This window comes from Caulobacter segnis (assembly GCF_023935105.1).
In the GTDB taxonomy this organism is placed as follows: Bacteria; Pseudomonadota; Alphaproteobacteria; order Caulobacterales; family Caulobacteraceae; genus Caulobacter; species Caulobacter segnis_B.
This window is the reverse complement of the sequence record NZ_CP096040.1, coordinates 5,656,964-5,681,108: the sequence shown is the minus strand read 5'-3', so window position 1 is coordinate 5,681,108 and position 24,145 is coordinate 5,656,964. Positions and strand designations below refer to the sequence as shown.

Below are 24,145 nucleotides of genomic sequence, written 5' to 3'. Positions count from 1 at the left end.
CTTGCCCCATAACAATATCGTGCCCTGACCGAAGGGAACCACCCGATGAAGATGACCATCGAGATCGACTGCACGCCCGTCGAGGCGCGGGCCTTTCTAGGCCTCCCAGATGTCAGTGGCTTGAACGAGCACCTGGTCAAGGAGATGCAGAACCGCATGGACGCCAACATGGCGATGCTGGCGCCCGAGGAGCTGCTGAAGAACTGGATGGCGTTCGGCACGGGCGCGCAGGAACAGTTCCGCAAGCTGATGACAGCGGCGACCGGCGCGGCGGTCGGGAAGCCCTGAGCGCATGACCGATACGATCTTCGCCCTGGCCACCGCGGCCGGGCGAGCGGCGGTGGCGGTGGTGCGGGTCTCGGGTCCGGCGACCTTGTCGGTGGTCGAGGCCCTCACGGGGAAACCGCCCAAGCCGCGTCTGGCGGGCCTGCGCAAGTTGCGTCATCGGGGCGTCGAGTTGGACGAGGCGCTGGTCCTGCGGTTCGAGGCGCCCGCCAGCTATACCGGCGAGGACAGCGTCGAGTTTCACGTGCACGGCGGCCGGGCCGTGGTCGAGGCGCTGCTGTCGGCGCTCGTTGATCTGGGCCTGCGCCTGGCCGAGCCGGGCGAGTTCACCCGCCGCGCTTTCGAGAACGGCAAGCTGGACCTGGCCCAGGCCGAGGGCGTGGCCGACCTGATCGACGCCGAGACCGAGGCGCAGCGTCGGCAGGCGCTCGGCCAGGTCGGCGGGGCGCTGAGCCAGCGATATGACCGCTGGCGCGATCTGCTGGTCCAGTCCCTGGCCATGCTGGAGGCCGCCGTCGACTTTCCGGACGAGGACTTGCCCGAAGAGGTCGCCGAGCGCGCCCGGCCAGGGCTGCGCACCCTGAGCGCCGAACTCGACGCGGCCCTGGCGGATGTTTCTCGCGGCCGGCGGGTTCGGGACGGCTTCCGCATCGCCCTGGTCGGTGCGCCAAACGCCGGCAAGAGCACCTTGTTGAATGGCCTGGTCGAGCGCGACGCGGCGATCGTCACGGACATACCGGGCACGACGCGCGATGTCATTGAGGTCCCGCTGGTGCTGGGCGGCTACAAGGTGCTGCTCGCCGATACGGCTGGAATCCGGCAGACCGCCGATGCGATCGAAGCCGAGGGCGTTCGCCGCGCGCGGGCTTGGGCTGAGGATGCCGACCTAAGGCTTTGGGTCGTCGATGGGTTTCACGTGAAACATACAGTGAAGCTTGAGGAGGCCGTTCGTCCCGGCGATTGGCTGGTGCTCAACAAAGCCGACATCGCGGACCTTGATGCGCTCGGCGAAGCCGAACGGCGCTGGGCGGGGGAGGGGCTGAAGGTGGTCCGTCTCTCGGCCCAGTCCGGCGAGGCTGTCGACGGACTTCGCACGGTTCTGGCCGATCACGTCGCCGACGCGCTGTCGGGCGCGGAATTTCCGGCCGCGACCCGTCTCCGTCATGCCGAGCGCTTGCGCGAAGCCCAGGACTACCTGGCCCGCGCATTGTCCGGGGTTGGCCTGGAGGTCGAACTGGCGGCCGAGGACGTGCGCTTGGCCGCCCGGGCGCTGGAGAAGATCACCGGTCGGGTCGATCCCGAGGACGTGCTGGGCCGCGTCTTTTCGACCTTCTGCATCGGCAAATGATGTTTCCCGTGAAGTATCCCCCATATTGTCCACAGCGCGCTCACAGCTGTAGCGGGGGTGTTTCACGTGAAACGCCAGGGAGTCGCATCGACCGGATCGGCTGATTGGCGTATAGATCGAGTCCAGCGCCCCCGCAGGTTCGGGGGCGTTCGCATTGAGGCGAGTTCGTTGTCCAACACCTGGGATGTCATTGTCATCGGCGGCGGTCACGCCGGCTGCGAGGCGGCGGCCGCCTCGGCGCGCGCGGGCGCGCGCACCCTGCTGCTGACCCACAAGCTGGAAACCATCGGCGAGATGTCCTGCAACCCGGCCATTGGCGGCCTGGGCAAGGGGCATCTTGTCCGCGAGATCGACGCCTTGGACGGCGTCATGGGCCGCATGGCTGACAAGGCCGGCATCCAGTTCCGGATGCTGAACCGCTCCAAGGGCCCGGCTGTCCGTGGTCCGCGGGCCCAGATCGACCGCAGGCTCTATCGCGAGGCGATGCAGGCCGAGCTGGCCGCCACGGCAAACCTCGACATCATCGCCGCCGCCGCCGAGGACCTGATCGTCGAGGGCGGTAAGGTCGCTGGCGCGATCGATGGGGAAGGGCGCTCGTACCGCGCGTCCCGTGTGATCCTGACCACCGGCACCTTCCTGAAGGGCGTCATCCATCGCGGCGAGGAGCGGATCCCCGCCGGCCGTGTCGGTGACCAGCCCTCGATCGGCCTGTCCGATCGTCTATACGGCCTGGACTTCCAGATGGGCCGGCTGAAGACCGGCACGCCCGCGCGCCTGAACGGCAAGACCATCGCCTGGGACCGGCTGGACAGCCAGGCGGCTGACGACGCCCCGGTCCCGTTTTCGTATTTGAACGACAAGATCGACGTGCCGCAGATCGCTTGCGGCGTCACCTTCACGACCGAAGAGACCCACCGGATCATCGCCGAGCGGCTCAGTGAGTCTCTGGTCTATGGCGGTCGCGCCACGGGGATCGGGCCGCGCTATTGCCCGTCGATCGAGGACAAGGTCGTCCGCTTCGCCGACAAGACCAGCCACCAGATCTTCCTGGAGCCGGAAGGGCTGGACGACGACACGGTCTATCCGAACGGGATTTCCACGTCGGTTTCAGAAGAGACCCAGCTTCTGTTCCTGCGCACGATACCCGGCCTCGAGACCGTCGAGGTCGTTCGCTACGGCTATGCGATCGAATACGACTATGTCGATCCGCGCGAGCTCTACGCCACGCTGGAGACCAAGCGCCTGCCGGGCCTGTACCTCGCCGGTCAAATCAATGGCACCACGGGCTATGAGGAGGCCGGGGCCCAGGGCCTGGTCGCCGGCTTGAACGCGGCCTTGGCGGTGCAGGGCAGGGAGCCCGCCGTCTTCGCCCGCGACGAGGCCTATATCGGCGTGATGATCGACGACCTGGTCACCCGGGGCGTCACCGAGCCGTATCGGATGTTTACCAGCCGGGCCGAGTTCCGCCTGACCCTGCGTGCCGACAACGCCGACCAGCGCCTGACCGATCGCGGCATCGCCTTAGGCGTTGTGGGCGAGACCCGCGCCGCTGCCTGGGCCGAGAAGAAGGCGCGCCTGGAGGCCGCTCGGGCCTTCGCCCGTTCCGTCAGCCTGACCCCGAACGAGGCCGTGAAGGCCGGGTTCAAGGTCAACAGCGACGGCGTGCGCCGCGACGTGTTCGCCATGCTGGCCTATCCGGATGTCACCCTCGACGACCTCGGCCGGATCTGGCCCGAGGTTTTCACGTGGAACACCGACGTCCGCGAGCAGATCGAGATCGAGGCGGCCTATGCCGGCTATCTCGACCGCCAGCGCGCCGACGCCGAGTCTCTACGCAAGGACGAGGACCTGCGCCTGCCGGCCGACCTGGATTATGCCGACATCGGCAGCCTGTCGAACGAGGTGCGCGAGAAGCTGGCGCGGGTACGGCCACTGACCTTAGGCCAGGCCGCCCGCATCGAGGGCGTGACCCCCGGGGCGCTGACCGCCCTGCTGGCCCATGTGAGACGCGGCCGTGCAGCCTGACGCCCTCCTGGCTGAACCTCCGGTGCTGGACGCGGCTGGTTACCAAGCCCTTACCGGCGCGTCAGACGCCCAGATCGCCGATCTGGCGCGCTATCGGGACCTGCTGGCCGAATGGAACGAGGTCATGAACCTCGTCGGGCCGCTGACCATCGCCACCTACTGGACCCGTCACGCCCTGGACAGCTCTCAGCTACTGGCGCTAGCGCCGGACGCTCTGACTTGGGCGGACCTGGGCGCGGGCGCGGGTCTGCCCGGAGTCGTGCTGGCCATACTTCTGAAGGGGCGGGAAGGGGCCAAGGTCCATCTCGTGGAAAGCATGGCCAAGCGCTGTCGCTTCCTGGAGGTCGCCGCCCAGGCGCTGGACCTGCCCGTCGAGATCCACAACGCCCGAGCCGAGACCCTGAAGCTGAAGATCGACATCGTCACCGCGCGGGCCTGCGCCCCGATGACTAAGCTGCTCGGCTTCGCCGAACCCTATCTGCACCGTGGCGCGACCGGCCTGTTCCTGAAGGGTCAGGACGTCGCGGCCGAGCTTACGGAGGCCCGCAAGGCCTGGTCGTTCGCTAGCGACCTGCTTCCCAGTCAAAGCGACCCTCGTGGCCGCATCGTTCAAGTGAAGAGGCTTTCCCGTGTCCGCTAATCCTCTCCGCGTCCTGGCCATCGCCAACCAGAAGGGCGGGGTCGGCAAGACCACGACCGCCATCAACCTGGGCACCGCCCTGGCCGCCTGCGGCGAGCGCGTGCTGCTGATCGACGCCGACCCGCAGGGCAACTGCTCGACGGGTCTGGGCATCGGCCGCACGGCGCGCCGCACCACGCTCTATGACGTGCTGATGGGCGAATCGCCGGTGGTCGACGCCGCCGTGAAGACCGAGCTGCCGGGCCTGGACGTCATACCGGCTGACGCCGACCTGTCGGGGATCGAGATCGAACTGGGTCAGACCGCCCGCCGGTCCTACCGGTTGCGCGACGCGCTGGAGACCATCCGCGCCAACGGCCCCTACACCTACGTCCTGATCGACTGCCCGCCGTCGTTGAACGTGCTGACCGTCAACGCCATGACCGCCGCCGACGCGGTGTTCGTGCCGCTGCAGTGCGAGTTCTTCGCCCTGGAAGGCCTGACCCAGCTGATGCGGACCATCGAGCGGGTGAGGGGCAGCCTGAACCCGCGCCTCGAGATTCAAGGGGTTGTGCTGACCATGTACGACCGCCGCAACAGCTTGTCCGAACAGGTGGCCAGCGACGTCCGCGCCCACTTCGGCGACAAGGTCTATGACGCGGTGATCCCGCGTAATGTCCGCGTCTCCGAGGCCCCGTCCTTCGGCAAGCCGGTGCTGCTGTACGATCTGAAGTGCGCTGGCAGCCAGGCCTATCTGAAGCTGGCTCGCGAGGTGATCAGCCGCGAACGCGACCGCCAGGCGCAAGCCGCCTAGTTGGCCGCCTAGTTGGCCGCCTAGTTGGCCGTCTGACCGAGTAAGACCTAGAACCTTAGCTTGACTGATAGTGTGATGGAGACCGTCGTGGTGGGAGAGCCGGGTATGGCCGAGGGGCGTCGTGGTCTGGGACGCGGGCTGTCCGCCCTGCTGGGCGAGGTCGAGACCGCGCCGGCCCAGGCTCCGGGCGACAACACCGCCGGTTCGCGGGAAGCGCCGATCGAGATCCTGAAGCGCAATCCGGACCAGCCGCGCCGCACCTTCCGCGAGGAAGACCTCGAGGACCTGTCTAACTCGATCCGCGAAAAGGGTGTTCTGCAGCCGATCCTTGTGCGCCCGGCGCCGGGCGCCCCGGCGAATACCAGATCGTCGCAGGCGAACGCCGCTGGCGCGCGGCCCAGCGCGCGGGCCTGCGCAGCGTGCCGATCATGGTGCGCGAGCTGGACGACCTGGCGGTGCTGGAGATCGGCATCATCGAGAACGTCCAACGCGCCGACCTGAACGTCCTGGAAGAGGCGCTTTCCTACAAGGTGCTGATGGAGAAGTTCGAGCGCACCCAGGAAGCGATCGCCCAGACCATCGGCAAGAGCCGCAGCCACGTCGCCAATACGATGCGCCTGCTGGCCCTACCGGACGAGGTCCAGTCCTACCTGGTCAGCGGCGAACTGTCGGCCGGTCATGCCCGCGCCATCGCCGCGGCGGCCGATCCGGTGGGTTTGGCCAAGCAGATCATCGCGGGCGGCCTGTCGGTCCGCGAGACCGAGGCCCTGGCCCGCAAGGCGCCGACCGCGACGCCGACCAAGAACAAGGGTGGCCGGCCGCCGCGCGTCAAGGACACTGACACCCAGGCCCTTGAGGCCGACCTGTCGTCGGTCTTGGGCCTGGACGTCTCGATCGACCATCGCGGCGCGACCGGGACCTTGACCATCACCTATGCGACGCTCGAGCAGCTGGACGACCTGTGCAACCGGCTGACGCGCGGCGCCGCCGACTGGTCGACGACCTGATCGGACGCACGCAAAGAGCGTGCGGATGAGCGATTTTCTGCCTCTCTGAAATCGCCTCTGTCGCGCACCGAACGGCGCCTTTCCGTACTCCGGGAGGCGCCGTTTTCGTGAGAGGAGGGCGCTGTGAGTCGTTTTCGGCTGCAAGCGCTTGTCCGGTAAGGCTTTCCCGAAACCTGTCCACAGGCGCGCAAAGGGCCTGTTTTCGGGCGGTTTGGCGCTCTACAGCCCCAGCCGCCGCGCGCGGCCGGCGATCATCAGCGCCAGGCGCTCGGCGAGCAGCTGGTCGGGTGAGCCGGAGGTCTTGCAGGCCCGGTCGGCGGTCAGGATCTCGCCCTGGATCTCCAGGATGGCTTCCAGGTTCCAGCCGCGCGCTTGGCGCAGGAACTCGCGCTCCTGTTTCCAGAACACACCGGCGGCCTTGGCGGCCGCCTGCAGGTCGACGCCGTTCTTGTGCAGGGTCAGCACCCGGCGCAGGCGGCCCAGATAATAGCTCATGGCCCGGACGGCGGCCGGCCCGCCTTCGCCCTCGGCCGCCGCGCGGCGCAGGGCGGTCTGGGCCGCGCCGGCCCGGCCGCCGAACGCGTCGGCCGCTGCGTCGCTGAGCGAGGCCTCGGGCTCGACGCCGAGGAAATCCGTCAGGTCGGCCGCCGTGGCCGTGACGCCGCTGTTGGGGCCCAGGTACAGGGCCAGGCGCTCGATCTCGGCCCGGGCCACGCCACGCTCCTTGGGCAGGCGCGAGACGAACAGGTCCAGCGCCTCGCTGTTCAGGGCCACCTTGTCGTTGGCCAGGGTGTCGCGGGCCAGACGCGCCAGATCACCCGCCTCGTCCTCGTAGCAGGGGATGACGGCGCAGCCATTGGCCTTCTCGCCGACCTTGCGCAGCAGAGAGTCGCGGCCCAGGGCCCCGGCCTCGACCAGGAAGAAGGCGTCGGGGTTCAGCTGGCCCTCGACATGGCGGGCCAGGGCTTCGGACGCCTGCTTGTCGGGTCCGGCCTTTTCGCCGCCCAGGCGCAGGCGCACCAGGCGTCGGCCGCCCATCAGCGACATGGCCGACAGCTCGTCTTCCAGCTTGGCCGGATCGGCATCCAGGTCGCCGTCGGTCAGCATGGCCGTGTCGAAGGGATCGTCCGGGCGTTCGACCACGCGCTTGGCCAGGGCGTTGGCGCGATCGCGCACCACGCCTCGGTCCTTGCCGTAGATGACCACGGCCCGGATGTCCGGGGTCGGCTCCCGCAGGAAGCGTTCGACGTCCGGACGCTTGGAAAGAATCATCGACGCTTAAGCCGGTTTCCGGCTCGCCAGCCAGGTGGCGAGGTCCAGCTGGATCTTGCGCGCCACTTCGGCGGCGGCGCGTTCCTGGCCGTCGTTCTGGGCCGCGATGGCCGCGTAGGGCTGGTCGGCGGAGTCGTAGGTCACCGAGACCTCGGTGACGCCCTTGTGAGCCTCCACGCCGGTCTTCGCGTCCAGCAGGCGCCAGTTGACGGTCATCCGCAACTCGTAGCGGTTGGCCGTGTTGTCCAGGCGGACACCACGGGCGAAGCGGTTCTCGTTGACCGACAGCATCAGCTTGTAGGCGGCCGGACTGCCCTGACGGTGGGCCAGGGCGTCGTCAAGCTGCTCGCGCAGCAGGTAGCCGCCGCGACCCTGGGCCGCGACCGTCTCGATGCTGGAGAGACCGACCCCGACGCCCGGGCGGCCATACAGCGGCGTGAAGCCGGCGCAGGCGGACAGGGCCAGGGTCGAGAGGGCCAGAGCGGCGGCTGCCAGGGTGCGATTCATCGGTCTCGTCTGGGATCTCAGTTGGCCACGATGTTGACGATGCGGTCCTTGACCACGATCACCTTGCGAACCGTAACGCCCTCAAGGTGAGCCATGACGTTCGGATCCGCCAGAGCGATTTTCTGAACCTCGTCTTCGGCCGCGCCAGCCTTGACCTTGATCTCGCCGCGACGCTTGCCGTTGATCTGGATCGGCAGGATGCGCTCGTCGTCGGCGGCCAGGGCTGGATCGGCCTTGGGCCAGGGCGCGTTCACGACCATGCCGTCGCCGCCGATCTTCGCCCAGGCCTCTTCGGCCAGGTGCGGGGTGAACGGCGCGACCAGACGGGCCAGGATGTTCAGGGCCTCGGCGCGGGCCGCCAGGACGGCACTACTCGCGCCTTCAGCCGGAGCGGCCTTCAGGGCGTTCAGGAACTCGTACAGGCGCGCCACGCCGCTGTTGAAGCGGAAGCCCTCGATGCTGTCGGTGACGAAGCCGATCAGCTTGTGGGCCGCCTTGCGCAGGGTCAGGGCCGCTTCGTCGGCCTCGTCATGGGCGAAGTCGCCGGCCGGCTGGCTGTCGAACTCGTTCCATAGGCGGTGCGTGAAGCGCCACGACCCCTCGACGCCGGAATTGGTCCACTGCACGTCGCGCTCGGGCGGGCTGTCGGACATCACGAACAGGCGGGCGCTGTCGACGCCGTAGGCCTCGAAGATGTCCTCGGGGGCGACGACGTTCTTCTTGGACTTCGACATCTTCTCGACGTCGCCGATGACGATCGGCGCGCCGGTCTTGGCGTGCTTGGCCGAGCGTGAATTGCCCTCGACGGCGATTACCACGTCCGACGGCTCGACCCACTCGCCAGCCTCGTTCTTGTAGGCCTCGTGGGTGACCATGCCCTGGGTGAACAGGCCCGCGAACGGCTCCTCGACCGACAGCAGGTTCTCGTCCTTCAGGGCGCGGGTGATGAAGCGGGCGTACAGCAGGTGCAGGATCGCGTGCTCGACGCCGCCGATATACTGGTCGACGGCCAGCCAGTAGTCGGCCGCGTCCTTGCCCACCGGCTCGGCCGCATGGGTGTCGGCAAAGCGGGCGAAGTACCAGCTGCTGTCGATGAACGTATCCAGCGTATCGGTCTCGCGCTCGGCGCGGCCGCCGCAGGACGGACAGGTGGTGTGGCGCCAGGTCGGGTGGCGCAGCAGCGGGTTGCCCGGCTTGTCGAAGGTGACGTCCTCGGGCAGGGCGACCGGCAGCTGGTCTTCCGGCACGGGCACGACGCCGCAGTCGGCGCAGTGGATGACCGGGATCGGGCAGCCCCAATAGCGCTGGCGCGAGACGCCCCAGTCGCGCAGGCGATAGACCGTCGCGCCCTGGCCCTGGCCGGCCGCCTCGATGCGGGCGACGGCCTCGGCCTTGGCGGCCTCGACGTCCATGCCGTCCAGGAACTCGGAATTGAAGATCTTGCCGGGGCCGACATAGGCCTCCTTGCCGACCTGGAAGGTCGCCGGATCCTCGCCATTGGGCAGCACCACCGGCTTGACCGGCAGGTCGTACTTGCGGGCGAAGTCCAGGTCGCGCTGGTCGTGAGCCGGGCAGGCGAAGATCGCGCCGGTGCCGTAGTCCATCAGGATGAAGTTGGCGATCCAGACGGGCAGGGTGATCGACGGGTCCAGCGGGTGCTTGACCCGCAGGCCGGTGTCGTAGCCCAGCTTCTCGGCGCTCTCGATCTCGGCTTCCGAGGTGCCGCCCTTGCGGCAGTCGGCGATGAACTGCTGGACCTCGGGATTTTCCAGGCCCAGGCGCTCGGCCAGCGGGTGCTCGGGCGCGATGCCGACGAAGCTGGCGCCGAACAGGGTGTCGGGGCGGGTGGTGTAGACCTCCAGCCCCTCGGCCATGCCGTCGGGCGCTTCACCGTCGAACTGGAACTTGAAGCGCAGGCCCTTGGAGCGGCCGATCCAGTTCTCCTGCATCAGGCGAACCTTGTCGGGCCAGCGGTCCAGGGTCTTCAGCCCCTCGATCAGGTCGTCGGCGTAGTCGGTGATGCGCAGGAACCACTGGGTCAGCTTGCGCTTCTCGACCGTCGCGCCCGAACGCCAGCCCTTGCCGTCGATGACCTGTTCGTTGGCCAGGACGGTCATATCGACCGGGTCCCAGTTGACCGAGGCTTCCTTGCGATAGACCAGGCCGCGCTTCAGCAGGCGCAGGAACCAAGCCTGCTGCTTGCCATAGTATTCCGGGTCGCAGGTGGCGAACTCGCGGGACCAGTCGACCGAGATGCCCAGCGACTTCAGCTGCTCGCGCATGGCGGCGATGTTGTCGTAGGTCCAGCCCTTGGGGTGGACGCCGCGCTCCATGGCCGCGTTCTCGGCCGGCATGCCGAAGGCGTCCCAGCCCATCGGGTGCAGCACGTTGAAGCCCTGGGCGCGCTTGTAGCGGGCCACGACGTCGCCCATGGCGTAGTTGCGGACGTGGCCCATGTGGATGCGGCCCGACGGATACGGGAACATCTCGAGGACGTAGTATTTCGGACGGCCGTCGTTGATCTCGCCGGTCTTGAAGACGTCGGCCTTCGCCCAGGCTTCACGCCACTTGGGCTCGGTGTCTTTGGGATTGTAGCGGGCCATCGGAAACCAGGTCTTGGATGCAGGAACGCGCCCCGAAGGCGCGTCCGCGACAAGAGTATGCGGTTTCGCGGCCGGAGCGCGCAGGAATATAGGAGGTCTGAAGGGTTCTCACTGGTTTCAGCGAGAACCCTTCGGGCCTTAGCCCTTGATGTTCGAAAGTCGAAGCTGACGGGCGCGGGTCAGGATCGCGTTCTCGATGTCGGTGGCGGTCTGGTCGGCGACCGGGGCGTCGATCCAGTTGCCGTTGATGTCCTTGGACTGCTTGAACACCGTGACGTTCAGGCCGTCGGCGCGCAGGCGGGTGTCCAGGATGTAGACCGTGGCCTTGAAGCGCTCGGCCGGGGTCTCGGGGTTGACGTACCAGTCGGTGACGATAACGCCGCCGTACGGGTCGGCCGAGGCCAGCGGCATGAAGGCCAAGGTGTCCAGGCTGGCGCGCCACAGATAGCCGTTGACGCCGATCGAGCCTTCGGTGGTCGGCGCCTTGGAGCCGCGGCCGAAGCGCTTGAACGGGTTCAGGCCCGGCTCGTCGCTTTGCGTGGAAAACGTCTTGGGGGGCTTGTTGCTAGCGCATGCGGTCATGCCCAGCATCGACAGAGCCAGGACGCCCGCGGCGACGCCGCGCATCACAGACCCACGCTCAAACGCCATAGTACCTCGCTCCAAATGTATCGCCGGCGCTAGCGCGCTCCTGGCGCGCCCCCGCGGCCGGGAGCCGGTCTATAGCATGGCTACGCCGCCTCAAAACAGGAATCGCGTGACCTCGTCGCCACAGGACTCGATTGAATCGTCCAATTCTGCCCGAAGTGCGACCAAAGGCCGGTTGACCGCGTTCCGGCCAAGCCTTTAATCGCAATTCAAGGGGCCCGCTCATATATGAGATGGGTAGGGACAACCGAGTATAGGCGGCGAGTAGCGATGGTCGCGAAGCGTTTCTTCTTGGCGGGGGCTGCCGCGCTGATCCTGACGGGGTCGGCGGCGACGGCGTTCGCCCAGGCCAAGCCTCACGCCGTCGCGCCCGATTTCTCGGTCAAGAACGACTTCACCAGCGCCGCCGCGGGCGTCCAGTATCCGCAGGACGACAAGCGCACCCTGCGCTGGGACGCCAAGAAGGGCCGCTGGGGCCTGAAGCTGGACCTCGACCAGCCTTCCAGCCGCGAAATGGAAATGCAGGACGTTCAGGCCGGCGCCTATTTCAAGGTGACCCCCTCGATCCGCGTCGGCGGCGCCGTCAGCCTGGGCGAATCCAATCCCGCCCTGGCCGCCCGCAAGGCCCAGCAGCCCGAAGCCGCCCCGCGCGTGCGTCTGGAAACCGCCTTCAAGTTCTAGTCAGCCGGCGAGCGCCTCGACCGCCGCGATCCCAACGATTCCGCTGCCGCTCAGCGCCGTGACCGTGCGCGCGCGTATGCCGCCCAGCGCGTAGACGGGCAGGGACGAGGCCGCGACCAGACCGCCCAGACCTTCGATCCCCAGCGGCGCGCCCGCCGAGGGGCTGTTGCTGGGAAAGACCGGTGAAACGACGACCGCGTCGGCCCCGGCGCGCTCGGCGGCCCGAACAGCCTCCGCGTCATGGGCGGCGACGGTGATCAGCCAGCGCCCGTGCTCGGCCCGCAGGCGCGGGATCTCGCCGACCAGGCGTTCGGGCATGTGCAGGCCGTCGGCGCCGATCCCCTCGGCCAAACCGGCATGGGCGCCGACCAGCAGCAGAAGGCCGCGCGCATCGGCGACGGCCCGTAGGCGGCGGCCCTGGTCGACGGCGTCCGCCGCGCCGAAGGCTCGGAACACGATCCCCGCGCCGCGCGGCAGGCGCTCGGCCACGGCCTCGGGGTTCGAAACCCGCGCCGGATCGGTGAAGAACAGCAGGGCGGGCAGGGGTCGGCCGCGCGCGGTCCTTGGCGGAAAGGCCGCCGCCGCACTAGACAGGACTTCCAGTTCGCTCACGTTCCCGTCCAAGGCGCCTTCCCCGATGTCGCAAGCCCTCGCCGAGATCAAACATCGCATCGCCGCCGCCGAGGCGCGCGCGGGACGTCCGGCCGGCTCGGTGACCCTGGTCGCGGTGTCCAAGACCCAGCCCTGGGAGCATATCGCGCCCGTGTTCGCGGCGGGACAGAAAGTGTTCGGCGAGAATCGCGTGCAGGAGGCCATGGAGCGCTGGGCTCCGCGCCGCGAAGGGCTGGAACTGCGCCTGATCGGCCCGCTGCAGACGAACAAGGCCCGGGAAGCGGTCGCTTTCTTCGATGTGGTCGAGACGGTCGACCGCGAAAAGCTGGCCCGCGTGCTGGCAGATGAGATCCAGCGGGCGGGCAAGGCGCCGCGCCTCTACATCCAGGTCAATGTCGGTGAAGAGGCCCAGAAGGCCGGGATCGCGCCGGGCGAGGCCGATGCGTTCGTCGCCGCCTGCCGCGCGACCTATGGCCTGACGGTCGAGGGCCTGATGTGCATCCCGCCGGTCGACCAGGATCCCGCGCCGCACTTCGCGCTGCTGCGCGAGATCGCCCAGCGCAACGGCGTCGAGAAGCTCTCCATGGGCATGAGCGACGACTTCGAGACCGCGATCGCCCAGGGCGCGACCTCGGTGCGGGTCGGCTCGGCGATTTTCGGAAATCGCACCTACGGTTAGTCGGCGACGATCTCGACGGCGTCGCCCGGCCTCGCCGCCGCCAGCACCGCCTCGATGTCCGGCCGCGCCAGGGCCACGCAGCCTTCGGTGCCGGGATAGCCGTCGCGCGCCAGGTGCATGAAGATCGCCGAACCCATGCCCGGGACCGGCGGCTCGTCGTTGTGGCCGAGGATCACCACCAGGTCGTAGACGGGGTCGTCGCGCCACATCCGCTCGGCGCTGGCCGGGTAGGGCAGGGTGACAGGGCGGTTGTAGTTTGGGTCGCCCGGCGCGTCGCACCAGCCGTCCTCCGGTCGCGTCGCGCGAAGGGGCAGGGCCGTCCGCGGACCGTCGGGATACATATCGGGCCGATACCAGACCTCGCGCATGACCCAGGTCCCCAGCGGGCTCCGGTTGTCGCCCTCGCGCTTGTCGGCCGCCGCGATCGCCCCGGCCTTGCCGATCGCGCAGCGCACGATCCGCCCATCCAGTTCGAAACGACCGTCGGCATGGGCGCGGAACGGCATGGTGGGTCGACTCCCGGACTTAAGCATGCGCTCGGGGTTGTCCCGAGGGGCCGCAGCGGTGCATGTTTCGCCTTATGGCGCAACGCAAGACCCTTCTGCTCATCGACGACGACGACGACCTGCGCGGCGCCCTGGCCGAGCAACTGGCCCTGCACGAGGAGTTCGCGGTCGCCGAGGCCTCGACCGCCGGCGAGGGCGTGCGGGTGTCGCGCGAGATCAAGCCCGACCTGATCCTTCTGGACGTCGACCTGCCCGACATGGACGGTCGCGAGGCCTGCCGCCTGATGCGCAAGAACGGGGTCACCGCTCCGGTGATCATGCTGACGGCGGCCGCCAGCGACAGCGACACCATCCTGGGCCTGGAGTCCGGGGCCAACGACTATGTCACCAAGCCCTTCCGCTTCGGCGTGCTGCTGGCTCGCATCCGCGCCCAGCTGCGCAGCTACGAGGCTTCGGAAGACGCCCTGTTCCGCATCGGTCCCTACGAATTCCGCCCGTCGGCCAAGCTGCTGGTCGACGAGAAGCAGAAGAAGGTGCGGCTGACCGAGAAGGAAACCAACATCCTCAAGTACCTCTACCGCGCCGGCTCCAAGCCGGTGTCGCGCGAGGAACTGCTGACCGAGGTCTGGGGCTACAACGCCGGGGTCACTACCCACACGCTGGAAACCCACGTCTACCGCCTGCGCCAGAAGATCGAGCCCGATCCGGCGGTGGCGCGGATCCTGATCACCGAGATGGGCGGCTATCGGCTGCAGCCCTAAACGCAACTAAGCCAACAAAATCCGTGTCATCCCGGACGGCCGGAGGCCGATCCGGGATGACACGGTGTGTTTAGGCATAAGAAAAGGGCCCGACCTTTCAGCCGAGCCCCCTTCAAATCATGTTCGCCTTCAGATCTAGGCGTTGCCGATCGGCTGGCCTTCGGCCTGGGCCTTGCGCGCGGCGTAGACGCCGGCGAAGTCGATCGGGTCGATCAGGAAGGGCGGGAAGCCGCCTTCGGCCGTGACGTCCGAGATCAGGCGACGGGCGTACGGGAACAGGAAGCGCGGGCACTCGATCAGCAGCACCGGCTCCAGATCGGCTTCGGCGACGCCCTCGATGTGGAACAGGCCGCCATAGACGATCTCGACGTGGAACACGGCCTGGTCGTCGCGCAGGGCGCGGGCCGACAGCTTCAGGTCCACCTCGAACAGACCATCGGGACGACCCCGGGCGTTCATCTCGACGCCCATGTCGATGGCGGGCTGGGCGGCGCCGGCGCGCAGGCTGTCGGGGGCCAGCGGATTCTCGAACGAGAAGTCACGAACGAACTGGGCCAGGATGCGGATGCCCGATTGTCCTGCGGCCTCTTCCGGAGTCGCCGCATCGGGGGCGCCATTGGGGGCGGTCGTGTCGGTCATTAGGATAAAATCCGTAATCGGCGCGCTAGAACGCTTGTAAGAAGGTGGGCGCTGCTACCATGGGGGCCGGTCTGGCGCAACGTCAGGCGCCTGACGAGAGAGCGCGTCTCGCCTATATAGACACGATATCCTGGGCTCAAAGCCCGTCAACGGACCCTGAAGTGCTCCAGATCCTGTTCCTCGCCGCGGTCGCCGCCGTCGTTCTGTACCAACTCTACGCCACCCTGGGGCGCCGGGTCGGCCGGCAGCCCGACGACACCTCCGCGACGTCTCAGCCGGGCGGTGGACCCGCGCCGCTGGCCGATGCGCCGGCCGCTCGCACCGAGGGCCTGGCGACGCTGAAGGCCAAGCAGCCCGATTTCGACCCGACCAAGTTCCTGTCCGGCGCCCGGGCGGCCTACGAGCAAATCGTCAAGGCCTATGCCGAAGGCGACCGCGAGACGCTGAAGCCGCTGCTGGCGCCCGAGGTGATGAGCAACTTCGAGCAGGCCATGGCCGCCCGCGAGGCCGCCGGCCGCACCGAGAAGGTCGAGTTCCTGTCGCCGCCGCGCCTGGACCTGGAGAAGATCGACGTCGTCGGCGATCTGGCCAAGGCGGTGGTGAGGATCCTGGCCGAGGTGCGCACGCGCACCAAGGACGAGCGCGGCGAGGGCGTCGACGATCGCCGCACGGCCGAGCTGTGGACCTTCGAGCGCGAGGTCAAGAGCGCCAATCCGAACTGGCAGCTGTCGTTCGTCGCCGCCGCCGAGGCGTGATGTTCCGCGCCACCCCGACCGTCTTCGCGCCCCGTCCAGGTGTTCTTGGGGCCTTGGCGGCCCTGCTCCTGAGCGCCTGCGCCAGCGTGACGACGCCGACCCCGCCTATCGCGACCGGCCCGACCTCATCCGCGCCGCCGCCCGCGACGACCGCTTCGCCACGGCCGGCCTCGCCGACGGCGGCGCCGTCGTTCTCCAGCCTGGCCGGCTGGGGCGAGGAAGATCATCTGGCGGCGCTGAACGCCTTCCGCGCCGGCTGCGGCGTGGCCAAGGAGCCGGCCATGGTCCGGGTCTGCGGCCTGGCCCGCGCCAGCGCCGTCCAGGACGAGCCGGGCGCCCGCGCCTTCCTGGAGGCCAACTTTCGGCTCGAGCCGGTCGGCGACGAAGGCCTGCTGACCGCCTATTTCGCTCCGCAGTACGAGGCGCGGATGTCGCGCAACGCCGAGTTCACGGTTCCGGTGCGCGGCCTGCCGGCCGACCTGGTGGTGCTGGACCTCGGCGCCTTCGAACCCAGCTTCGTGGGCAAGAAGATCACCGGCCACGTCGAGGGCCCGACCTTCGTGCCCTATCCCGACCGAGCCGAGATCGAGGCGACCCCGACCGACAAGCCTCTGGCCTGGATGCGGCCCGAGGAGCTGTTCTTCCTGCAGATCCAGGGTTCGGGCGTGTTGGTGCTGCCCGACGGCCGCCGGGTGCGCGCCGCCTTCGCCGGCCACAATGGCAAGCCGTTCGTCGGCGTCGCCAACGCCATGCGCGACAAGGGTTTGCTGCCCGACAACAACACCTCGGGCGACGCCATCCGGACCTGGCTGGCCGAGCATCGCGGGCCCGAGGCCGACGCGATCATGCGACTGAACCCGCGCTACGTCTTCTTCAAGATGGCCGAGGACGACGGCAAGGAGCCCGTCGGCGCGGCCGGCGTGCCGCTGCCGCCTGGCCGGGCCATCGCCGTCGATCCCAGCCGCCACGCGATGGGAAGCCTCTACTGGCTGGACGCCGCCGCGCCGAAGCTGGCGGGGGCCTTCCCGGCCTACCGCCGTCTGGCCGTGGCGCTGGACACCGGCGGGGCGATCAAGGGCGACGCACGCGCCGACCTCTATATGGGCACGGGCGCCGCCGCCGGGGCCGAGGCGGGGCGCGTGCGCCACGCCCTGCGCCTCTACCGGCTGGTCCCGAACCTGTAACGTGGCCAAGAAGCCGCCACCCCCTTCAGCAAAGATGGGCCTAGAAGACGACAAGCGCCTCTGGAAGCTCGTCGCCTCGACGGTGACGCCGCGCGCCCCGGAAAAGCCCGAGAAGATGCGCAGCAAGGCGCGGATCCGGCCGGTGAAGTCAGAGACCGCCATTCCGCTGGACCCGCCCACCCGCCTGGCCTCGATCGCGCCGCTGCGGGTGTCGCCCGAAGAGCTGAAGCCGGCGCCGGCCAAGGTCTTGCGTTATGCGCCCGACCGCATCGAGCCCAACCGCAAGCGCCGCATCGTCAAGGCGCACGACCCGATCGGGGCGCGCCTGGACATGCACGGCCTCGACCAGGACCAGGCCCGCGCGACCCTGGAGGCTTTCATCCGCCGCGCCTATGACGACGGTCACCGCGCCGTGCTGGTCATCACCGGCAAGGGCAAGGTCGGGCATGGGGTGCTGAAGCAGCGGACGCCCGAATGGCTGGCCGGCCCGGCCGTGCGCGAGATGATCGCCGGGGTGTCAACGGCGGACCAGCGCCACGGCGGCGAGGGGGCGCTCTACGTCGCCCTGAAGCGCAAGGCCTGACGCCCCGCCATCGCCATGATCCCCGCGCAAAGCTTCGCCGAAGTTCGGAGGCGCGCATGGACATCGAGATCGGGGCCGAGGCCAAGGACAAGAGCCTCAATCGAAAGGTGGCGATCACCGTCGTGGCCTTGTCGATCTTCATGGGCCTGGCGGGCGTCAAGGACGGCAACATCGTCCAGGCCATGCAGCAGGCGCAGTCCGACAGCGTCGACGCCTGGAATGAGTACCAGGCCACCAAGACCAAGCTGCACATCGACGAGACGGCGCTGAACCAGACCCGGCTGATGGCGTTGACGGACGACCGGCGCGCGACCGACGCCATCCAGGTCGAGACCCTGCGGTTGCGGGCCGAGATCGCCAAGTACCGGGCGGAAGTTCCGGCCCTAAAGGCCAAGGCCGAAGGCTTCTCGGCGCAGTATGATGCGCTGAATGTCCATGACGACCAGTTCGACGCCTCGGACGCCCTGATCTCGATCGCCGTGTCGATCGCCGCGGTGGCGGCGCTGGTCGAGATCCCGGTGGCGCTTTGGGCGTCGTGGGGGTTCGGGGCGCTGGGCGTGGTGATGGGCCTGGCCGGCTTCCTGGGCTGGAGCCTGCATTCGGCCTTTATGAGTAAGCTGCTGGGCTAGCGCGTCCGGGACGCCTTCTCGGCGATGCCGGACGTGCCCTCGCGGGCTTCCAGCTTCTCGGCCACGGCGTCCAGCGAGACGCCCGACGCCGCCATCAGGGCCAGCCAGTGGTACAGCAGGTCGGCGCTCTCGGCGGCCAGGGCCTCGGGACCCCCTTCCTGAGACTTAAGAGCCACCGCCGCGATCACCGTCTCGACGGCTTCCTCGCCCAGCTTCTTGGCGGCCAAGGCTGGATCGTTCAGCAGCTTGGCGGTGTACGACACCGAGGGATCGCCGCCCTTGCGGGCCTCGATCGTCGCGGCCAAACGTTCCAGGACGGCGGTCAGGCGCTGGCTCATGCGGCCCCCTTCAGGCTGTCCAGGCGCACCGGGATGCCGGCGTCGGCCATGGCCTGCTTGGCCTCGCCGATCGAGATCTCGCCGAAGTGGAAGATCGAGGCGGCCAGCACGGCGGCGGCGTGGCCGTCGCGGGCGGCTTCCACGAGGTGCTCGGTCTTGCCGGCCCCGCCCGAGGCGATCACCGGCACCGACACTTCGCCGGTCACGGCCTTGAGCAGCGGAATGTCGTAGCCGATCTTGGCGCCGTCGCGGTCCATCGAGGTCAGCAGGATCTCGCCCGCGCCGCGCTCGACGACCTTGGCGGCCCACTCGACCACGTCGATGCCGGTGTCCTTGCGGCCGCCATAGGTCCAGACGTTCCAGCCCGAGCCATCCTCGCGCGCCTTGGCGTCGATGGCCACGACCACGCACTGGGCCCCGAAGGCGTCGGCGCCGGCGGCGATCAGGTCGGGATTTTCCACGGCGGCGGTGTTGGTCGAGACCTTGTCGGCCCCGGCCAGCAGCAGGCGCCGCATGTCGGACACCTGGCGCACGCCGCCGCCCACCGAGACGGGCATGAAGCAGACCTCGGCGGTGCGCGAGATGACGTCCAGGATCAGGCCCCGGCCTTCGCTCGACGCGGTGATGTCCAGGAACATCAGCTCGTCGGCGCCGGCGGCGTCATAGGCCCGCGCCTGCTCCACCGGGTCGCCGGCGTCGCGCAGGGAGACGAAGTTGACCCCCTTGACCACCCGCCCGTCCTTCACGTCGAGGCAGGGAATGATCCGGGTCTTCAGCATCAGGCGGCCGCCGCGATCAGGGCTTCGGCCGGCTTGATCGTGCCGGCGTAGAGCGAGCGGCCCAGGATGGCGCCGGCGATCTCGACGCCCTCGCGCGCCTTGAGGCGCTCGATGTCGGCCACGGCGGCGACGCCGCCCGAGGCGATGACGGGGATCGAGACAGCGTCGGCCAGCTCGCCCACGCCCTCGACATTAACCCCCGTGAGGGCGCCGTCGCGGCTGATGTCGGTGATGATCAGGGCGGCGACGCCGGCGTCCTCGAAGCGGCGCGACAGGTCGATCGCCGACAGGTCCGAGAGGCCCGTCCAGCCGTCGACCGCGACCTTGCCGTCACGGACGTCGACGGCCACGGCGATCTGCTCGGGCCACAGGCGGGCGGCCTTCTTGACCAGGTCGGGATCGTGGACGGCCACGGTGCCCAGGATGACGCGGGACACGCCCGCCTCGATCCAGGCCTCGACGCCTTCCAGCGTGCGGATGCCGCCGCCCAGCTGCACCGGTATCGAGATCGACTCCAGGATCGACTCCACGGCGGCGGTGTTGACCGACTTGCCCTCGATGGCGCCGTTCAGGTCGACGACGTGCAGCCACGAGAAGCCGTCCTTGACGAAGCGCTGGGCCTGGTCGGCGGGCGAGGTGTTGAAGACCGTGGCCTTCTCCATGTCGCCGTGCAGCAGGCGCACGCACTGGCCGTCCTTCAGGTCGATGGCGGGATAGAGGATCATGGGCGCCATTCCAGGAAGTTGGCGAGCAGGGCGAGCCCGGCACTTTGTGATTTTTCGGGGTGGAACTGTACGCCCGCGACATTGCCCTTGGCCACCGCCGCCGTGAACGGACCCCCGTGGTCCGTGGTCGCGACCACGTCGGCGGGGTCGGCGGCGTTCAGGGCGAACGAGTTGGCGTAGTACATGTGGGCGCCGTCCTCGATCCCCGCGAACAGCGGGTGCGGGCGGACGAAGGTGATGGCGTTCCAGCCCATGTGCGGGATGGTTAGCGCGGGATCGTTGGGCTCGAGCTTCTTCACCTGGCCGGCGATCCAGTCGAGGCCGGGGGTGACGCCGAACTCCAGGCCCTCGGTGGCCAGGAGCTGATGGCCGACGCAGATGCCCATGAACGGCACGCCGCGGCCGTGCACGGCCTGGTTCATCGCTTCATAGACGCCGGTGGCGTCCAGGCCGGCGCGGCACGAGGCGAAGGCGCCGACGCCGGGCAGGAAGACGCGATCGGCCTTGGCGACAAGGTCGGGATCGGCGGTGACGACAATCTCGGCGTCCAGCGCGCTTCGGCGGGCCGCTTCACGCAGGGCCTTCTCGGCCGAACGCAGATTGCCCGACCCGTAGTCGATCAGGGCGAGGGTCTGCATGGAAGGTTCCTACAGCACGCCCTTGGTGGACGGGGCTTGGCCGCCGGTCTTCGGGTCGAGCTCGACCGCCTGACGCAGCGCCCGGGCCAGGGCCTTGAAGCCGCTTTCGGCGACGTGGTGGGTGTTGTCGCCGTACAGGGTCTCCAGGTGGACGCACGCCCCGCAGTTCATGGCGAACGCGTGGTGGAACTCCTTGAAGAGCTCGGTGTCCATCTCGCCGACCTTGGGCCGCTTGAAGTCGACCTTCCAGATCAGATACGGGCGGTTGGACAGGTCGATGGCGCAGCGCGTCAGGGTCTCGTCCATCGGGATATAGGCCGCGCCGAAGCGCCGGATGCCCTTGAAGCCGTCCAGCGCCTTGTTGATCGCCAGGCCCAGCACGATGCCGGTGTCCTCGACCGTGTGGTGCATGTCGATGTGCAGGTCGCCCTTGGTATCGACCTTCAGGTCGAAGCCGCCGTGGCGCGCGAAGCTCTCCAGCATATGGTCGTAGAAACCAATGCCGGTGGAGATCGTCGAGACGCCGGTCCCGTCGAGATCGATCCAGACCCGGATCTGGGTCTCCTTCGTCTCGCGGACCACTTCAGCGGTGCGGGCCATGCTCTTTTACAGTCCGTTCTGCTCTAGAGGCCGTTCTTTTGGGCCAGCTCGCGCAGGGAAACCTGCGGGCGCGGACCATAGTGGTCGATCACCTCGGCGGCGGCGAGACTGCCCAGCTGACCGCACACCGGCAGCGGGCGGCCTTGGCTCAGACCGTAGAGGAAACCGGCCGCGTATTGGTCCCCCGCGCCGGTCGTGTCCACGACTTTTTCCACGGGATAGGCCGAGATTTCGTGCAACTGCCCCTTGGAGATCACCACCGAGCCCTTTTCGCTGCGCGTGACGGCGGCGATCTCGACCCGGTCGGCCAGGGCCTGGGCGGCCGCGTCGAAATCGTCGGTCTCGAACAGGGCGCAGACTTCCGAGGCGTTGGCGAAGACGATGTCGCACTGGGTCTCGATGAAGCCCAGCAGGCCGGCGCGGTGGCGCTCGACCACGAAGCTGTCGGACAGGGTGATGGCGATCTTGCGCCCCGCGCCGTGGGCCAGGGCGGCGGCCTTGGCGAAGGCGCGGCGGGCTTCTGGCGGGTCGAACAGATAGCCTTCCAGATACGAGATCTGGGCCGCCTCGATGATCTCGGGATCGACGTCGGCCGAGTTCAGCTCCACGCAGGCGCCCAGATAGGTCGACATGGTGCGCTGGGCGTCGGGCGTGACGTTAATCAGGCATTGGGCCGTGGCCGGGCCTTCGGCCAGCGACGGAGTGGTGAACGTGCAGCCGATCGCCTTCATGTCGTGGCGAAAGACGCGGCCCAGCTGGTCGTCGGCGACCTTGCCGATATAGGCGGCCTTGGCGCCGAAGCTGGCGATGCCGGCCATGGTGTTGGCGACGCTGCCGCCCGAGGCCTCGATGCCCGCCGCCATGGCGTCGTACAGGGTCGCCGCGCGCGCCGGGTCGATCAGGGCCATCGAAGCCTTGGTCAGGCCTTCCTGGGCGAGGAAGGCGTCGTCGCACTGGGCGATGACGTCGACGATGGCGTTGCCGATGCCGGCGACGTCGTAGAGCGCGGTCATGGGGCGGAGCAAACCTTTGAAAGAGCAGGGCCAAAAGCCCAAACGACACGGCGATTAAAGGATGTGGGGCCCTAAGGCAACGTAAGGGTTGCCCCCAGGCCTGCGACATCCTAGCTCCCAGACCCTAGCCAGCACGAGTAAACCGATGGTCGACGTCCTGATCCTGGTCCCCGCCCGCGACGAGGCGCGCTTCGCCGACAGCTGGCGTCCGCTGTTCGAGCGGCTGGCCGCGCCGCTGCGCGCCAGGGGCCTGGTCGTGGCGGCCCAGCCGTGGACCGATCCGGTCGAGAAGGATCAGGCCCGTCTGGTCATGCCGCTTCTGGCCTGGGGCTATCACGGCCGCGAGGCCGAGTGGTTCGCGTTCCTGGACGGCTTGGAGCGCGACGGGATCCGGGTGGCCAACCCGGCTGCGGTGATGCGCTGGAACTCGATCAAGACCTATCTGGTCGAGCTGGCCGGCAAGGGCGCGCCCGTGGTGCCGACCCACACCCACGACCAACTGACGCCGGAGGCGGTCCAGGCCGCCTTCGACGCCTTCGGGGTCGACGAGGTGGTGGTCAAGCCGCAGATCTCCGGCGGTTCGCACGAGACGATCCGGGTCAAGCGGCACGGTTCGCTCGAGGGCGGCCCCAGCGGCCCGGCCCTGATCCAGCCGTTCCTGCCGGCGGTGGGCGAGGAGGGCGAGCTGTCGCTGTTCTATTTCGACGGCCATTTCAGCCACGCGGTGACCAAGGTCGCCGTCCAGGGCGACTTCCGGGTCCAGCCGCAATTCGGCGGCCTGGTCAGCGAGATCGCGCCCGAGCCCGAGGCCCTGCGCGCGGCGCAGATGGTGCTGGAAGCCGCCGGCGCGCCGCTGACCTATGCGCGGGTCGACCTGATCCGGGGCCTAGAGCACACCCCGCAGCTGATGGAGCTGGAGGTGATCGAGCCGGACCTCTTCCTGCAACACGCCCACGACGACGGCGCGGCCTTCGCGGCGGCGGTGGTTAGGGCGATCGGCTAGCTCAGCAGGCCCCCACCTGACCGCTTCGCGGTCGTCCGCCCCCAAAAGGGGCGGAAGGTTCGCGCGTTCCGTCTTCCCCCTCTGGTGGAGGAGCGCCGAAGGCGCGGAGGGAGCAAGTTAGGCCCCCAGGAACAGCTCCCGCGACGGGCAAAGATCGCTGATCTTGCAGATCTCGCACTTCGGTTTCCGCGCCACGCAGACATACCGCCCGTGCAGGATCAGCCAGTGGTGCGCCCGGGTCTGGTAGGGCGGGGGCACGATCCGCATCAGGTCCTGCTCGACCGCGTCGGGGGTCTTGCCCGCCGACAGCTTCAGCCGGTGCGAGACGCGGAAGACGTGGGTGTCGACGGCGATGGCCGGTTCGATGTCCAGCTCGTTCAGCACCACGCTGGCGGTCTTGCGGCCCACGCCGGGCAGGGCCTCGAGGTCGGCGCGGTTCAGCGGGACCTGGCCGCCATGCTTGTCCATCAGGATCTGGGCGGCGGCGATGACGTTCTTGGCCTTGGTGCGGAACAGGCCGATCGAGGCGATGTGCTTGATCAGCCCCTCTTCGCCGAGCTCCAGCATCTTTTCGGCGCTGTCGGCGACCTGGAACAGCGGGCCCGTGGCCTTGTTGACCTGGACGTCGGTGGCCTGGGCCGACAACGCCACGGCGGTGACCAGCTCGTAGGGGTTGGCGTAGTTCAGCTCGGTCTTGGGATGCAGCTCCAGGCTTTCGAAGCGCGCAAACAGGATCTCGACCCGCTCGCGCTCGGCGGGACTGATCCGCTTCGTGGCGGGCTTCTTCTTCTTGAGAGCGGGCTTGACCATGGGCCGGACCATGCCGTGATGCGCCTGAAACGCCAACAAGGACGGCTCGCCAAGCGCGGGGCGCGGGCCTAAATTCTCCGGC

The 24,145-nt window shown here is 68.6% G+C and carries 27 protein-coding genes and 1 pseudogene; 14 read left to right on the top strand and 14 right to left on the bottom strand.

What is annotated here, in order from left to right:
• The first annotated feature begins 45 nt into the window (after window positions 1-45).
• The 6 genes and pseudogenes from MZV50_RS26410 (at window position 46) to MZV50_RS26385 (ending at window position 6,098) form a co-directional block, all read left to right on the top strand.
• Window positions 46-288 carry a DUF6489 family protein gene (locus MZV50_RS26410; protein ID WP_252632321.1) on the top strand — a complete coding sequence of 81 codons (243 nt, stop codon included), beginning with the start codon at window positions 46-48 and terminating at the stop codon, window positions 286-288.
• A gap of 4 nt (window positions 289-292) precedes the next feature.
• Window positions 293-1,633 (top strand): tRNA uridine-5-carboxymethylaminomethyl(34) synthesis GTPase MnmE, encoded by a 1,341-nt coding sequence (mnmE, locus tag MZV50_RS26405; protein WP_252632320.1) that lies wholly within the window; start codon window positions 293-295, stop codon window positions 1,631-1,633.
• A gap of 168 nt (window positions 1,634-1,801) precedes the next feature.
• Window positions 1,802-3,658 carry a tRNA uridine-5-carboxymethylaminomethyl(34) synthesis enzyme MnmG gene (gene mnmG, locus MZV50_RS26400; protein ID WP_252632319.1) on the top strand — a complete coding sequence of 619 codons (1,857 nt, stop codon included), beginning with the start codon at window positions 1,802-1,804 and terminating at the stop codon, window positions 3,656-3,658.
• Entirely contained in the window at window positions 3,648-4,298 is a 651-nt protein-coding gene (gene rsmG / locus MZV50_RS26395; protein ID WP_252632318.1) for a 16S rRNA (guanine(527)-N(7))-methyltransferase RsmG, read from the top strand. The genes mnmG and rsmG overlap by 11 nt, the downstream gene beginning before the upstream one ends.
• The gene (locus MZV50_RS26390) at window positions 4,288-5,091 is read left to right on the top strand and encodes a ParA family protein (RefSeq protein ID WP_223392456.1); all 804 of its coding nucleotides are present in this window, start codon (window positions 4,288-4,290) and stop codon (window positions 5,089-5,091) included. Before rsmG ends, MZV50_RS26390 begins: the two co-directional genes overlap by 11 nt.
• Before the next feature lie 75 nt (window positions 5,092-5,166).
• Window positions 5,167-6,098, top strand: a pseudogene (locus MZV50_RS26385) (ParB/RepB/Spo0J family partition protein).
• A gap of 219 nt (window positions 6,099-6,317) precedes the next feature.
• On the opposite strand, the gene holA reads toward MZV50_RS26385, so the two are convergent.
• From holA to MZV50_RS26365, 4 genes are all read right to left on the bottom strand, one after another.
• A complete protein-coding gene (gene holA / locus MZV50_RS26380) occupies window positions 6,318-7,370 on the bottom strand; it encodes a DNA polymerase III subunit delta (protein WP_252632317.1) in 1,053 nt (350 codons plus the stop codon).
• Between the two features lie 6 nt (window positions 7,371-7,376).
• Window positions 7,377-7,877, bottom strand: coding sequence for an LPS assembly lipoprotein LptE (gene lptE / locus MZV50_RS26375; protein ID WP_252632316.1), 501 nt, complete (start codon window positions 7,875-7,877; stop codon window positions 7,377-7,379).
• 17 nt (window positions 7,878-7,894) lie between these two features.
• Window positions 7,895-10,480, bottom strand: coding sequence for a leucine--tRNA ligase (gene leuS / locus MZV50_RS26370; protein WP_252632315.1), 2,586 nt, complete (start codon window positions 10,478-10,480; stop codon window positions 7,895-7,897).
• A 138-nt stretch (window positions 10,481-10,618) separates the two neighbouring features.
• A complete protein-coding gene (locus MZV50_RS26365; RefSeq protein WP_252632314.1) occupies window positions 10,619-11,146 on the bottom strand; it encodes a DUF3576 domain-containing protein in 528 nt (175 codons plus the stop codon).
• A gap of 252 nt (window positions 11,147-11,398) precedes the next feature.
• On the opposite strand from MZV50_RS26365, the gene MZV50_RS26360 reads away from it, so the two are divergent.
• Window positions 11,399-11,809 carry an NtrZ family periplasmic regulatory protein gene (locus MZV50_RS26360; protein ID WP_223392461.1) on the top strand — a complete coding sequence of 137 codons (411 nt, stop codon included), beginning with the start codon at window positions 11,399-11,401 and terminating at the stop codon, window positions 11,807-11,809.
• On the opposite strand, the gene MZV50_RS26355 is transcribed toward MZV50_RS26360, so the two are convergent.
• Window positions 11,810-12,433, bottom strand: a complete 624-nt coding sequence (locus MZV50_RS26355) for a thiamine phosphate synthase (RefSeq protein ID WP_252632313.1) — start codon at window positions 12,431-12,433, stop codon at window positions 11,810-11,812. It lies immediately after the preceding gene.
• A gap of 13 nt (window positions 12,434-12,446) precedes the next feature.
• Between MZV50_RS26355 and MZV50_RS26350 the strand changes: the two genes are divergently transcribed.
• On the top strand, window positions 12,447-13,100 hold the full coding sequence (locus tag MZV50_RS26350) for a YggS family pyridoxal phosphate-dependent enzyme (protein WP_252632312.1): 654 nt from the start codon (window positions 12,447-12,449) through the stop codon (window positions 13,098-13,100).
• Here the strand turns inward: MZV50_RS26350 and MZV50_RS26345 are convergent.
• Window positions 13,097-13,606 carry a L,D-transpeptidase family protein gene (locus tag MZV50_RS26345; protein WP_252632311.1) on the bottom strand — a complete coding sequence of 170 codons (510 nt, stop codon included), beginning with the start codon at window positions 13,604-13,606 and terminating at the stop codon, window positions 13,097-13,099. The genes MZV50_RS26350 and MZV50_RS26345 overlap by 4 nt on opposite strands.
• Window positions 13,607-13,680: 74 nt before the next feature.
• On the opposite strand from MZV50_RS26345, the gene MZV50_RS26340 reads away from it, so the two are divergent.
• A complete protein-coding gene (locus MZV50_RS26340) occupies window positions 13,681-14,367 on the top strand; it encodes a response regulator transcription factor (protein WP_252635320.1) in 687 nt (228 codons plus the stop codon).
• 135 nt (window positions 14,368-14,502) lie between these two features.
• Here the strand turns inward: MZV50_RS26340 and secB are convergent, their stop codons facing one another.
• Window positions 14,503-15,006: a protein-export chaperone SecB gene (gene secB / locus MZV50_RS26335; protein WP_252632310.1), complete on the bottom strand. Its 504-nt coding sequence runs from the start codon at window positions 15,004-15,006 to the stop codon at window positions 14,503-14,505.
• A 125-nt stretch (window positions 15,007-15,131) separates the two neighbouring features.
• Between secB and timA the strand changes: the two genes are divergently transcribed.
• From timA to MZV50_RS26315, 4 genes are read left to right on the top strand one after another with little or no spacing between them, the layout of a single operon-like run.
• Entirely contained in the window at window positions 15,132-15,761 is a 630-nt protein-coding gene (gene timA / locus MZV50_RS26330; protein ID WP_252635319.1) for a TIM44-related membrane protein TimA, read from the top strand.
• A complete protein-coding gene (mltA, locus tag MZV50_RS26325; RefSeq protein WP_252632309.1) occupies window positions 15,761-16,945 on the top strand; it encodes a murein transglycosylase A in 1,185 nt (394 codons plus the stop codon). Before timA ends, mltA begins: the two co-directional genes overlap by 1 nt.
• 1 nt (window position 16,946) lies before the next feature.
• A complete protein-coding gene (locus tag MZV50_RS26320; RefSeq protein ID WP_252632308.1) occupies window positions 16,947-17,528 on the top strand; it encodes a Smr/MutS family protein in 582 nt (193 codons plus the stop codon).
• Between the two features lie 56 nt (window positions 17,529-17,584).
• Window positions 17,585-18,157 carry a DUF4337 domain-containing protein gene (locus MZV50_RS26315; RefSeq protein ID WP_252632307.1) on the top strand — a complete coding sequence of 191 codons (573 nt, stop codon included), beginning with the start codon at window positions 17,585-17,587 and terminating at the stop codon, window positions 18,155-18,157.
• Here the strand turns inward: MZV50_RS26315 and MZV50_RS26310 are convergent.
• From MZV50_RS26310 to MZV50_RS26285, 6 genes are read right to left on the bottom strand one after another with little or no spacing between them, the layout of a single operon-like run.
• On the bottom strand, window positions 18,154-18,495 hold the full coding sequence (locus MZV50_RS26310; RefSeq protein ID WP_252632306.1) for a phosphoribosyl-ATP diphosphatase: 342 nt from the start codon (window positions 18,493-18,495) through the stop codon (window positions 18,154-18,156). The genes MZV50_RS26315 and MZV50_RS26310 overlap by 4 nt on opposite strands.
• A complete protein-coding gene (hisF, locus tag MZV50_RS26305) occupies window positions 18,492-19,274 on the bottom strand; it encodes an imidazole glycerol phosphate synthase subunit HisF (RefSeq protein WP_252632305.1) in 783 nt (260 codons plus the stop codon). Before hisF ends, MZV50_RS26310 begins: the two co-directional genes overlap by 4 nt.
• Window positions 19,274-20,008, bottom strand: a complete 735-nt coding sequence (gene hisA / locus MZV50_RS26300; RefSeq protein WP_252632304.1) for a 1-(5-phosphoribosyl)-5-[(5-phosphoribosylamino)methylideneamino]imidazole-4-carboxamide isomerase — start codon at window positions 20,006-20,008, stop codon at window positions 19,274-19,276. Before hisA ends, hisF begins: the two co-directional genes overlap by 1 nt.
• Window positions 19,996-20,637: an imidazole glycerol phosphate synthase subunit HisH gene (gene hisH / locus MZV50_RS26295; RefSeq protein WP_252632303.1), complete on the bottom strand. Its 642-nt coding sequence runs from the start codon at window positions 20,635-20,637 to the stop codon at window positions 19,996-19,998. Before hisH ends, hisA begins: the two co-directional genes overlap by 13 nt.
• A 9-nt stretch (window positions 20,638-20,646) precedes the next feature.
• The gene (gene hisB, locus MZV50_RS26290) at window positions 20,647-21,237 is read right to left on the bottom strand and encodes an imidazoleglycerol-phosphate dehydratase HisB (RefSeq protein ID WP_252632302.1); all 591 of its coding nucleotides are present in this window, start codon (window positions 21,235-21,237) and stop codon (window positions 20,647-20,649) included.
• Between the two features lie 23 nt (window positions 21,238-21,260).
• Window positions 21,261-22,250: an adenosine kinase gene (locus tag MZV50_RS26285; protein ID WP_252632301.1), complete on the bottom strand. Its 990-nt coding sequence runs from the start codon at window positions 22,248-22,250 to the stop codon at window positions 21,261-21,263.
• 145 nt (window positions 22,251-22,395) lie between these two features.
• Here MZV50_RS26285 and MZV50_RS26280 point away from each other — a divergent pair, with 145 nt between their 5' ends.
• Entirely contained in the window at window positions 22,396-23,253 is an 858-nt protein-coding gene (locus tag MZV50_RS26280) for an ATP-grasp domain-containing protein (protein WP_252632300.1), read from the top strand.
• Between the two features lie 117 nt (window positions 23,254-23,370).
• Here MZV50_RS26280 and nth read toward each other — a convergent pair whose 3' ends face one another.
• Window positions 23,371-24,075 carry an endonuclease III gene (gene nth / locus MZV50_RS26275; protein WP_252635318.1) on the bottom strand — a complete coding sequence of 235 codons (705 nt, stop codon included), beginning with the start codon at window positions 24,073-24,075 and terminating at the stop codon, window positions 23,371-23,373.
• Window positions 24,076-24,145 lie beyond the last annotated feature (70 nt).